The organism is Rhizobium leguminosarum bv. viciae USDA 2370 (genome assembly GCF_002008365.1).
Taxonomy (GTDB): Bacteria; Pseudomonadota; Alphaproteobacteria; order Rhizobiales; family Rhizobiaceae; genus Rhizobium; species Rhizobium leguminosarum.
Map to the genome: position 1 here is coordinate 50,674 of NZ_MRDL01000019.1, position 10,658 is coordinate 61,331.

The window sequence follows — 10,658 nt, forward strand, 5'->3', positions numbered from 1 at the left end:
TCACGATGATGCAATCCAAGCTGGCATCCCTGACTCTGAAGGGTTTTCTCGCGTTCGGCCTGTTTCTGGGCGTGCTTCTTTCGAGTTTGGCCGCAGCCGCCCAGCAGGCGTCCCCCTCGCTGCCGCTGCTCTTCGATGCACGCGAACGTCTTGCCAGGCCCGATCTCTCCTCGTTGGTGCGCTTGCGCTTCCTGACCTCGGTCGACTTCCCGCCCTTCAATTTCACCGATCAGAACGGCAAGCTCTCCGGCTTCAATGTCGACCTCGCCCGCGAAATCTGCAGCGAGTTGGAGATTTCAGACAAGTGCCAGATCCAGGCACTCCCCTTCGCCGACCTCAGGGACGCGCTCGCCGCCTCGCAGGGCGATGCCGTCATCGCCGGTTTTGCCGTGACCCCGGAGTTGCGCCGGCAATTCGTCTTCTCCAGACCTTATCTGATGCTGCCGGCGCGCTTCGTGCGCAATCTCGCCGTGCCGCTCGACGGAAAGACCGCTGCCGCCCTGTCGAAACATCCGGTCGGTGTGGTCAGGGGTACGGTGCACGAGGCAATGCTGGCAGCCTTCTTTCCGGCGATCAAAGCCGAGCCATTCGACACAAAGGACGCCCTGCTGGCGGCGCTCAAGGATCGCAAGGTCGATGCCGCCTTTGCCGATGCGCTGCAGCTTTCCTTCTGGGTTTCTTCGCCGGCCTCGGCAAAATGCTGCGCGCTGTTCGACGGCCCCTATCTCTCCGAGCAATTTCTCGGCGAGGGCATGACGATCATGCTGCGGCAGAAGGACAGTGTGCTGACATCCGCCATCGACCACGCGCTCGCCACGCTGTCGCGCAACGGCCGCCTCCAGGAAATCTATCTGCGCTACTTTCCCTACGGGCTCTATTGAAGCCGCTAAAAGACGCGAGACGCGCTTTAGCCCCTAGCCCTTGCGGAACCGGGCAATCGCACTGCGCTCGATTGCCGCGCAGGTGAGCTTGTCGAGGCCGAGCCGGTCACGCAGCAGGCTGAGCAGCCGCAACTCCTCCGCCTTGACCGAGAGATCGGCCGATGCCACCTCGACGGCCAGCGCATAGGCCGTGTCGTAAAGTTTTGCGGGCAGGGTGTCGCGCACGGTTTCGAGCACGACGTCGAGGCCCTCCGGCCCGGCGAGCAGAGAGGCGCAGTCGCGCGCCACCGCAATCAGCTTGTCGTCATCGAAATCCCGGAAAACAGGCATGAATCCGATCAGTTGGCCGATCCTTTCCAGTTCCCTGTCGTTCATCGTGCTGTCGACGGCGGATGCCATCACCATCACGTAGATCAGCGCATCATGGGCGGAAAGCGGCTTATTCATCTCTGATTCCTTTTTCGATCAGCCCAGATTAGGAATTGGCGACAGCCATTACAAGGGATCGGCCCGATCCGGGCCGTCCGATCGCTTGCAATGGCTGCCGGTTCATTTGCGGCGCGGATCGTCGCCGTAAATGCCTTTTCTTGCCTGCCTGGCCGTCTCGGCGATCTCCGCAAGCGGCGAACCCGCCGCTGCTTCCGCCCAGCCGTTTTCGGCAAGCCATGAGCCGAGATCCTGTGTGCCGAGCCGGCAGGCAGTTGTCGCCGTTTCCTTCCATTCCGCACTGTCGAGATCGCAGGTGACGCTGCGGTTGCGCAAAAGCAGGCGCAGCGCCGTCTTCGCCATCATGCCGCAGGGCCATTGCCGGTCTGCCGGCCCGCAAATCCTGTCGACCGGCGTCGGCACGATGCCGGCAAGCTGAAGCCTGCGCTCGCCAAAGGAAAGGATGCCGGCATTGTCGACGGCCGGCCGCGCCAGCTCCATCGCCTTTTTCGTCGTCGGACCTCCCGTTTTCCCGGCTGCCGTCTCCGCTTGTTGCTGCAGATCGGCCGGTTTGGATGTCACCCCGTCGCCCGGGTCTGGAGCGGGTGGGGCCACCGGTTCTACCGAGCGAGCAATCATTTCGGCACGGTCGTCCGACATCGTCGCGGGTTCGCCGGCCTCGGGGGCCGCATCCGCTGGTGCTGTCGCCGTCTCCCCTGCGGACGCCGTCTCTTCGCCGGCCGTGCCGCCGCCAAGCCTTGCTTCGCCCGCCATCAGCAGGCCGACCACCACTACCATCCCCGTGATACCTGTAATGAAGGCGGCAGGGCGCATGGAATATCTTCCTATTGGCTGGCCCAGATGATGCGGGCGATCCAGGCGACGTCGGAAAGCTCGAGGATGCGGTTGGGATGTTCGGGATTGAGCGACATCAGCTCGATCGATCGCGGGCTCTGGCGCAGCAGCACCTTGGCCATCACCTCGCCCTCGTTTGTGCGCACGACGACGCGGTCATTGCGGCGCACCTGCGCCCCCGGCTCGACGATCAACACATCGCCGTCGCGGTAGAGCGGCATCATGCTCTCGCCCTGCACCTCCAGCGCATAGACACCTGATTTCTGTGCCGGGGCCGCCGGAAATTCCACCACGTCCCAGCCCTGGCCGGCCGGAAAACCGCCATCGTCGAAGAAGCCGCCCGCGCCCGCCTGCGCGAAGCCGAGCAGCGGAATGGAGCCGCCTCGCTGAGGAAATGCGCCTTCCTGCTGTCCCGAGCCGGCATCCGGCCGCATGAAGGCCATAAACTGCTCCATGCTCGCGCCTGTGGCGTCGAGCACCTTGGCGATCGATTCCGTCGAGGGCCAGCGCAGGCGCCCATCGGCGGAAAGCCGTTTCGATTTGTTGAAGGAGGTCGGGTCGAGGCCGGCGCGGCGCGCAAGTCCGGATGGCGTCAGCTCGTGCCGTTCGGCAAGCCTGTCGAGCGCTTCCCAGATCTGGTCGTGTGACAGCATGCGCGATTCCGTCGCGGCTCATTCAACGCCGCGCTCCAACCCGCCGGAATATTAACCGACCGCGCCGCCTGAGTAAAGATAGAAGAGGAATAAAATCCTGTTATCGCATGCAGCGCTCAGGCGACCATCGCCATGTTGATCTTGCCGAGCTGGATCACCGCCTGCGTCCGGCTGTCGACATCGAGTTTCAACAGGATCGCCGAGACATGCGCCTTGATCGTTGCCTCGGAGACGCCGAGTTCGTAGGCAATCTGCTTGTTCAGCAGCCCCTCGCCAAGCATGGTCAGCACCCGGCTCTGCTGCGGCGTCAGCGTATGCAGGCGGTGGATCAGGTCGGCGACATCGGGATCCTGCTCCTGGCCGTCGCGATAGCTTTCCGGCGTGGCGATGTCGCCGGCAAGCACCGTCTGGATGCTGCGGCGAATATCCTCGATGCCGGAGGATTTCGAAATGAAGCCGGAAGCGCCGAGTTCCAGCGCCCGGCGTATCGTCGTCGCGTCATCGGTTGCCGACACAATGACGATTGGCAGGCTGGCAAATTCTGAGCGCAGCGCCATCAAGCCGGAAAAGCCGCTGACCCCGGGCATGGCGAGGTCGAGCAGCATCAAGTCGGCGTCCGCATGGGCGCCGGCGGCCCGGCGTGCGGCAGCGAAATCGCCGGCCTCGACGATCGACTGCCGGCCTTCCATGCCGATCACTGCCTGGCGCAGCGCGTCGCGGAAAAGCGGATGATCGTCCGCAATGATGATGGTCTGTTCCTGCATCGAAAACTCCCTCCCAAGAGCCCGATCATGCCTTGCATGCGACGCCATCCCTCCGCGTTGCATGCCGGCTTGCTGACATGACTATATCAGATCAGGTCTTCTGCGGAAGGGGATTGGTGTTTTCCTCAGCCTGGAACTCCCTCACCATCCCCATGAAACTCTTCATCATCCGCTCCATGATGCTGATCGAACGGTCGACCTCGGCGTCGCTCGGCAGCGCGCGCTGGGCGACATTGCCCTGTTCGAGCGCCGTCACCCGCTTTGCCAGCCGGTCGAGTTCGTCCTCATAGGCCGCCCGCTCGTCGGCTGCCATCCGGCAGACGAGGGCGCCGTCCTTGTCCTGGCAGATCGACATGGCCCCGGTCTGCCGGTCGAGCCGGACGAAATGATCGCCGCTCTTCTCCAGCTGGAAGCGGCCGGCATCGGCTTCGGCCGCCGCGGCCGCCAACGGCATGAGAAAAACGCCAAGCGTCAGAATCAAAACCTTCATCGTCTCATCCTCCGGATTTTGCTTGTGGCGGTCCCGTTTTTCGCGCCGGGGCGTGGACATCGCCGCCTCTTTCCGGCAAAGCCCTCGTGACCAAGGAACAGCCCATCGTGAGGCCATGATGACCCTGACACCGACCCTTTACAAGATCGTGACGGAAACGCTCTGGCAGCAAGCCAGACAAACCGGCATTTTTCATGGCGCTGGCATCGATCTCCAAGATGGCTTCATCCATTTCTCGACGGCGGACCAGGTGAAGCAGACCGCTGCCCTGCACTTTGCCGGCCAGTCCGGCCTGCTGCTGATTGCCGTCGATGGCCGCGGCTTTGGCGACAAGCTGGTCTTTGAGCCCTCGCGCGGCGGCGATCTCTTCCCACATCTCTACGCCGATCTGCCGCTTGCGGCCGTGCTCTGGGAGGCGCCGCTGCCGCTCGACGAAGTCAGCGCCCATATTTTCCCGGAGCTGCAGCCATGATCGATCCCTTCAAGCGTCTCGCCCGCAAGGGTCTCTTCCTGTTCGATCCGGAAACGGCGCACGGCATGTCGATCGCCGCCTTGAAATCCGGCCTCGTGCCCGCCTGCCAGCTCACGCCCGATCCCCGCCTGCGCCAGACCGTTGCCGGCCTTACCTTCGAAAATCCGCTCGGCATGGCCGCAGGCTACGACAAGAATGCCGAGGTGCCGGAGGCGCTGCTGAAGCTCGGCTTCGGCTTTACCGAGATCGGCACGGTGACGCCGAAGCCGCAATCCGGCAATCCGCGCCCGCGCATCTTCCGCCTAGTGGAGGATGAAGGCGTCATCAACCGTCTCGGCTTCAACAATGAAGGCCATGATGCCGCCTTCGGGCGCCTCGCCGCGCTAAGCGGCGGTGGCATGATCGGCGTCAATATCGGCGCCAACAAGGACAGCGAGGATCGCATCGCCGACTATGTCGCCGGCATCCGCCGCTTTTATTCCGTCGCGCGCTATTTCACCGCCAACATCTCCTCGCCGAACACCCCCGGCCTACGCGACCTGCAGGGGCGCGAAAGCCTTGCGGTACTGCTGTCCGCAGTGCTTGCGGCGCGCGACGAGATGACGGCGACATCCGGTCGGAAGATCCCGGTCTTTCTGAAGATCGCGCCTGATCTGACCGAGGAAGGCATGGACGATATCGCCGCGGAAGTGCTCTCGCATGCGCTTGATGGTCTGATCGTCTCCAACACCACGCTGTCGCGCGATGGCCTTAGGGATCAGCGGCAGGCGAAGGAGGCGGGCGGCCTTTCCGGCGTGCCGCTATTCGAAAAGTCGACGGCCGTGCTCGCCAGGATGCGCAAGCGCGTCGGCCCTGATCTGCCGATCATCGGCGTCGGTGGCGTCTCGTCGGCCGAGACGGCGCTGGAGAAGATCAGGGCGGGTGCCGATCTGGTCCAGCTCTATTCCTGTATGGTCTATGAAGGCCCCGGCTTGGCCGGCGATATCGTCCGCGGCCTCTCGAAACTGCTGGACCGCGAAAAAGCCGCCTCGATCCGCGACCTGCGCGATACCCGGCTGGACTATTGGGCGGCGCGGAAGGTCTGATCGGCCCTCGACCGCACCAACATCGCCAGGAAGATGCCGCGGAAGAGCAGGAAGGCATTCATCGCCAACCACAGGCCGTGATTGCCGAAGAGCGGCACGAAGACCGCGAGCATCAAGAGATAGCCGGCAAAAGATATCAGCATCCGGTTGCGCATGTCGGCCGACCACGTGGCGCCGATGAAGACCCCGTCCATCAGGAAGGCGAGCGCGCCGGTCAGTCCCGTCACCGCCGCCCAGGGCAGATAGGTTTCGGCCGCCTGCCGCACCTCCGGTGAGGTGGTCAGCACCGAGATCAGCCAGGGGCCGGCGAGGAAGAAGAAGGCCGAGCCGAGCGCCGCCAGCCCGAAGGACCACAAGGTCGTCAGCTTCAGCCCGCGGTCGAAGGCCGGCCGGTAATGCGCGCCGATCGCCCGGCCGATGATCTGTTCGGCGGCATTGGCAAGCCCGTCGAGATAATAGCCGGACAGCAGGAAGAAATTCATCACCACGGCATTGGCGGCAAGCGTCACCGCGCCGAAGCTGGTGCCGATCCGCGTCATGATGGTGAAGGCGCCGATCAGCACGAAGGTGCGGATCAGGATGTCGCGATTGAGCGCAAAAAGCTCGGCCAGCCGGTGCCGGGAAAAGACCTCGGACCATGCCGGCCGCGCTGCCTTGCCGAAGCCGCGCAGCACGATGAAAAGCCCGGCGAGCGCGCCGACGGTTTCGCCGGCCATCGTTCCCCAGGCGACCCCCGCCACGCCCCAATCGAGCGTCAGGCCGAGATAGATCGAAAGCAGGATGTTGATGCCGTTGATGATGGCCTGCAGCAGCAGTCCGATATTGCCCTGTCCGCGCCCGAGCACGAAGCCGAGGATGGCGTAATTCGCCAGCGCCGCCGGTGCTGCCAGCATGCGGATCGAGAAATAGGTGCCGGTTGCCTCGGCGATCGCTCCTTCCGCCCCCATCAACCTCAACCCCGCCGCCATCAGCAGCGGCGAAAGACAGAGCAGCGCCAGTCCGCAGCCGAGCGCCGAAATCATCGCCCTGGAGAAGACCGCCTGCTGCTCGTGCTGATCCCGCCGGCCATAGGCCTGCGCCGTCAGGCCTGTGGTCGAAGCGCGCAGGAAGTTGAAGCTGCCGAGGATCAGATCGAAGAGCATGGCGCCGATCGCCAGCCCGGCCAGCGCTTCCGCATTGCCCATACGGCCGACCACGGCGGTGTTCGTCAGCCCGAGCAGCGGCGTCGTCATGAAGCCGAGCGTCATCGGAATGGCGATCGCCAGCACCAGCCGGTGCGTCACGTCAAAAGCAAGCGCGTTGTTATTGCTGCGTGTATCCATGCCGGCCTCGTCGCGGCAGCGCCAAGCGTCGTTAGACGCGCAAAAGACGCTGCATCACTTGAACTGCTGCAGGCGGAATCACCTCAGCTGGAAAGCACCATGGCCCAATAGGGCAGGTTCCTGGAAGATGTATTATGGGCGACGGCGACGCCAAGGCCGTCATAACGTCCGAGCATGTTTTCCAGGTGATGCGGCGAGTTGATCCAGGCCGTCACCACGGCATCGACGCTCTGCTGGCCGGAGGCGATGTTTTCGGCCGCCGGTAGCCGCACGCCGCTCGCCTTGACGCGCGCGCCGAAACTGTCGGTCATCCCCATCAGATGTGCCATCTTGCCGGCGCTCGCCATGCGTTTCGCCTGGAACAGGGCGGCAGTGCTCGCCGCCGGATCGGCGGCAAGCGGCGGCAGGCCGTGCTTCGCCCGCAGCTGGTTGACGAGCGGCAGCACGCTCGCCGTCTCGTCCTCGCCGTCGGAAGGCGTGCCGGCCATCCGCGGGGTCGTGGTGCAACCGGCGATGCCGGCGGCGAGTGCAAGTCCGGAAAGGCGCAGCAGACCACGCCTGGAAAGATCGATGGATGTCATGTTACCGGCGGTAGCTGAAAAGACGAAGGATGACGAAGAGCGGGATGACGATCGTCGCGCCGAGGATGAGATAGTCGCCGACGCGCCCGAGGGCCGAGAAGCCCCGATGCCAGATTTCCAGGACGAAGTCGCGGACGCCATCGATGATGCTCCACGGCGTCAGGCCGAAGACGGTCATGGCGAAACCGACGATCAGCGACACCACGACAAGCTTTATCAATGTACGGCCGATTGAATCGCCGAGGAACCTGTTCGCCTGATCGGACATAAGCCATCTCCTGTTTGCCCTTGGAATAAGGTCGCGGCGTGCCGCCCGCAAGCCCTTTCCGGAATTGGCCGCTTCGCCTCTGAAATAGGACTTGAGTTTTTTTGTGGCCGCCGCCAAATGCGGGCCAACCAATTAGGTCCATTGATGCAGCCCCACCAGCTTTCCTCAGGCGACGTTATCGCCGACCGCCGCGCCGATTATGCCAGGATGCTTGAAGAAGGCGGCGAGCCGGAAGCGGCCGCTGAGCTGATGGAACAGGCCCTCGAACTCGTACCCGCCTGGGCCGCCGGCTGGTATCGCCTCGCCACCTATCGCGAAAAGGCGGGCAGGGGCGAAGCCGCGATCGAGGCCTATCGCAAGACGCTTGCCCTCGATCCCGACGGCATGTTCGGTGCCGCCCTCAAGCTTGCCCTTCTCGGCTACGCGGCCACGCCCGACCGCCCGCCGAGCCGCTATGTCGAGCGCCTCTTCGACGACTATGCCGATCGGTTCGAATCAGCCCTTGTCGACAAGCTCGACTACAACGTCCCGCAGAAGCTCGCAGCGCTCGTCGCCTCCACCGGCAGGCGCTACGAACACGCCGTCGATCTCGGCTGCGGCACCGGTCTGCTCGGCCCGGAGATCCGCGCCAATGTCGACCGCCTTGAAGGCTTCGACCTCTCGCAGAATATGCTCGTGAAGGCTGCCGAGAAACGGGTCTATGACAGTCTCGCCCAGGCCGATCTCTCGCTCGCGCCCGAGCTCTCCGGCCTGTTTGCGGAGGCCGCGCGCCATCGCGCCGATCTGGTGACGGCAGCCGATGTGCTGATGTATCTCGGCAATCTCGAGAGCGTCTTTGCCATCGTCGGAGAACTCGCTGCATCAGGCGCCGATATCGCCTTTTCCGTCGAGGATGCCGGGGACGGCGAGGGCTTTCATCTTGCGCCGTCGCTGCGTTATGCCCACTCGGAAAGCTACGTCAGGATGCTTCTTGCCCGTCACGGCTTGCAAATCCTTGCGACCGTCAAGTCGGTCATTCGCAAAGATGGCGGAAAACCGGTTTCCGGCATTCTGTTCCTTACGCGCAAACCAGAGTGAGCGAACATTTCTTGCGATTTTTTAATAGGTCAGCATTGCTTACCTATTTTGCTTGATCGGAAGACCGAAAAACCCGATACTGTGCCGCATCTGCAGAGATGCCCGGCAATTATCGCCGAGGCGCTCCGGCTTCTTTCATTATGCAAAATTCCGTTGCGCCCGGGCCTCTCCCAGCGCGTTTTTTAAAATCGTCTGCCGTGGAGACTGGCGACATGACACAGCTCATCAATGCCCTTGGCTTCTGGAATACGACTGCGACGCGCCACACCCCGATCGAAGATGTGCAGGGCATATTCTCCGGCAGCCTGGTTGCCGCTCTCGGCCTCTATGTGCTCGCCAGCGCCGGCCTTCTCACCGGCAGCACCGCCGGCGTGGCCTTCCTCCTGCATTATGCTTTCGGCGTCAATTTCGGCCTTGCCTTCTTCCTGCTCAACCTGCCGTTCTTCTATCTCTCGTGGAAGCGCCTCGGCATGGCCTTCACCGTCAAGACCTTCATCGCCATCGGCCTGACCTCGGTGATTGCCGATGTGCAGTCGCGCTTTCTGTCCATTTCGAGCATCCATCCGGCCTGGGCGGCCCTTCTCGGCGGCTTGCTGCTCGGCTTCGGCCTGCTGGCGCTCTATCGCCACCGCGCCAGCCTCGGCGGTGTCGGCATTCTCGGCATCTACCTGCAGGAACGTTTCGGCATCCGAGCCGGCCTCGTCCAGCTCGCCATCGACATGTGCGTGCTCGCCGCCGCCTTCTTCGTCACCACGCCGCCTGTCGTCTTCTATTCCGTGCTCGGCGCCGTCGTCCTCAACCTCTTCGTTGCCATCAATCACCGGGCTGATCGCTACATCGCGCTTTAGCTTTACGCATGTCGTTATCGCAAAACCGCCGCACACTTTTGCGCGACATGCTCTAACATTACCAATCGGTAAGCCATTCTAAATAAAACGTAACTTGCCTGTGATCGGTCTCGGCGCGAAACTCATCTCGCGCCGGATTTGATGAGGTGAACTATGTCAGATTTGGAAAAACTTGTCAGACGCCGTATGCAGGAAGAATACGCCAAGGGCGCTTCCGCAGAAGAGATTGCGAAAGTCGTCCGAGACATATTCAACAGCATCGACCTCCCGGGCAATCGGTTTGACGCCGTTGCCGTACGGGCCACTCGGGATCACGAATGATCCGATATTCGACCGACCCGAGATTTTCGGGTCGGTTGCAAGGATGATTTCCCTCTCAGCAGATATCTCAGGCTGCCTTCGTTGCGGCATCGAGCGGATGCTGTGAGCGGAAGCCGACGGCAAGCCGGTTCCAGATGTTGATGGCGCCGATCGCCACCGTAATCTTCGTCATCTCTTCCTCGGAAAAATGCCCCTTCAGCGTCTCGTAGTCGGCATCAGGCGCGCCTGTTTTGGCGATATTGGTCACCGAATCCACCCAGCCGAGCAGCGCCCGTTCGCGGGCGTCATAGACCGGCGATTCCCGCCAGACGCACATCAGGTTGATCCATTGTTCGCTGAGCCCATCATGGCGGGCTTCCTTCACATGCATGTCGACGCAATAGGCACAGCCATTGATCTGCGAAGCGCGCAGCTTGATCAGGTGGATGAAGCGACGCTCCAGCCCGGAGGACTGGACATATTGCTCGAGCGCGGCGACAGCCTTGTAGGCATCGGGGGCGGCTTTGGCGAAATTGAAACGTGGTTGCATGATCTTTCTCCAATGAAAGAACGCAAGGGGCAGAACACCAGCATTTGGCGGCTTTTCCTTGGGTTCGGTTAAGTTTTGACCGGCAT

At 62.8% G+C, this 10,658-nt stretch carries 14 protein-coding genes; 5 read left to right on the forward strand and 9 right to left on the reverse strand.

What is annotated here, in order from left to right; translation table 11 throughout:
* Positions 1 to 5: 5 nt before the first annotated feature.
* On the forward strand, positions 6 to 881 hold the full coding sequence (locus BS629_RS08995) for a transporter substrate-binding domain-containing protein (protein WP_018244656.1): 876 nt from the start codon (positions 6 to 8) through the stop codon (positions 879 to 881).
* A gap of 33 nt (positions 882 to 914) precedes the next feature.
* Here BS629_RS08995 and BS629_RS09000 read toward each other — a convergent pair whose 3' ends face one another.
* From BS629_RS09000 to BS629_RS09020, 5 genes are all read right to left on the reverse strand, one after another.
* Positions 915 to 1,328, reverse strand: coding sequence for a tellurite resistance TerB family protein (locus BS629_RS09000; RefSeq protein WP_077988118.1), 414 nt, complete (start codon positions 1,326 to 1,328; stop codon positions 915 to 917).
* A gap of 102 nt (positions 1,329 to 1,430) precedes the next feature.
* The gene (locus tag BS629_RS09005) at positions 1,431 to 2,141 is read right to left on the reverse strand and encodes a thermonuclease family protein (protein ID WP_018244657.1); all 711 of its coding nucleotides are present in this window, start codon (positions 2,139 to 2,141) and stop codon (positions 1,431 to 1,433) included.
* A gap of 11 nt (positions 2,142 to 2,152) precedes the next feature.
* The gene (locus BS629_RS09010) at positions 2,153 to 2,815 is read right to left on the reverse strand and encodes a S24 family peptidase (protein ID WP_018244658.1); all 663 of its coding nucleotides are present in this window, start codon (positions 2,813 to 2,815) and stop codon (positions 2,153 to 2,155) included.
* Between the two features lie 116 nt (positions 2,816 to 2,931).
* Entirely contained in the window at positions 2,932 to 3,579 is a 648-nt protein-coding gene (locus tag BS629_RS09015; RefSeq protein ID WP_003545225.1) for a response regulator, read from the reverse strand.
* 91 nt (positions 3,580 to 3,670) lie between these two features.
* A complete protein-coding gene (locus BS629_RS09020; protein WP_018244659.1) occupies positions 3,671 to 4,069 on the reverse strand; it encodes a hypothetical protein in 399 nt (132 codons plus the stop codon).
* Between the two features lie 118 nt (positions 4,070 to 4,187).
* Between BS629_RS09020 and BS629_RS09025 the strand changes: the two genes are divergently transcribed.
* Positions 4,188 to 4,541, forward strand: coding sequence for a DUF952 domain-containing protein (locus BS629_RS09025; protein WP_026188609.1), 354 nt, complete (start codon positions 4,188 to 4,190; stop codon positions 4,539 to 4,541).
* Positions 4,538 to 5,626, forward strand: coding sequence for a quinone-dependent dihydroorotate dehydrogenase (locus BS629_RS09030; RefSeq protein WP_018244661.1), 1,089 nt, complete (start codon positions 4,538 to 4,540; stop codon positions 5,624 to 5,626). Before BS629_RS09025 ends, BS629_RS09030 begins: the two co-directional genes overlap by 4 nt.
* On the opposite strand, the gene BS629_RS09035 is transcribed toward BS629_RS09030, so the two are convergent.
* The 3 genes from BS629_RS09035 to BS629_RS09045 form a co-directional block, all read right to left on the reverse strand.
* Positions 5,602 to 6,948: an MATE family efflux transporter gene (locus BS629_RS09035; RefSeq protein WP_018244662.1), complete on the reverse strand. Its 1,347-nt coding sequence runs from the start codon at positions 6,946 to 6,948 to the stop codon at positions 5,602 to 5,604. The two genes, BS629_RS09030 and BS629_RS09035, sit on opposite strands and share 25 nt — an antisense overlap.
* A gap of 83 nt (positions 6,949 to 7,031) precedes the next feature.
* Entirely contained in the window at positions 7,032 to 7,529 is a 498-nt protein-coding gene (locus BS629_RS09040; RefSeq protein ID WP_018244663.1) for a CAP domain-containing protein, read from the reverse strand.
* A gap of 1 nt (position 7,530) precedes the next feature.
* Complete coding sequence (locus BS629_RS09045) at positions 7,531 to 7,797, reverse strand: DUF6460 domain-containing protein (RefSeq protein ID WP_026188610.1); 267 nt, start codon at positions 7,795 to 7,797, stop codon at positions 7,531 to 7,533.
* 144 nt (positions 7,798 to 7,941) lie between these two features.
* Here BS629_RS09045 and BS629_RS09050 point away from each other — a divergent pair, with 144 nt between their 5' ends.
* Entirely contained in the window at positions 7,942 to 8,874 is a 933-nt protein-coding gene (locus BS629_RS09050) for a class I SAM-dependent DNA methyltransferase (RefSeq protein ID WP_018244665.1), read from the forward strand.
* A 212-nt stretch (positions 8,875 to 9,086) separates the two neighbouring features.
* A complete protein-coding gene (locus BS629_RS09055; RefSeq protein ID WP_020493417.1) occupies positions 9,087 to 9,722 on the forward strand; it encodes a YitT family protein in 636 nt (211 codons plus the stop codon).
* 388 nt (positions 9,723 to 10,110) lie between these two features.
* Here BS629_RS09055 and BS629_RS09060 read toward each other — a convergent pair whose 3' ends face one another.
* Entirely contained in the window at positions 10,111 to 10,572 is a 462-nt protein-coding gene (locus BS629_RS09060) for a carboxymuconolactone decarboxylase family protein (protein ID WP_026188611.1), read from the reverse strand.
* Positions 10,573 to 10,658 lie beyond the last annotated feature (86 nt).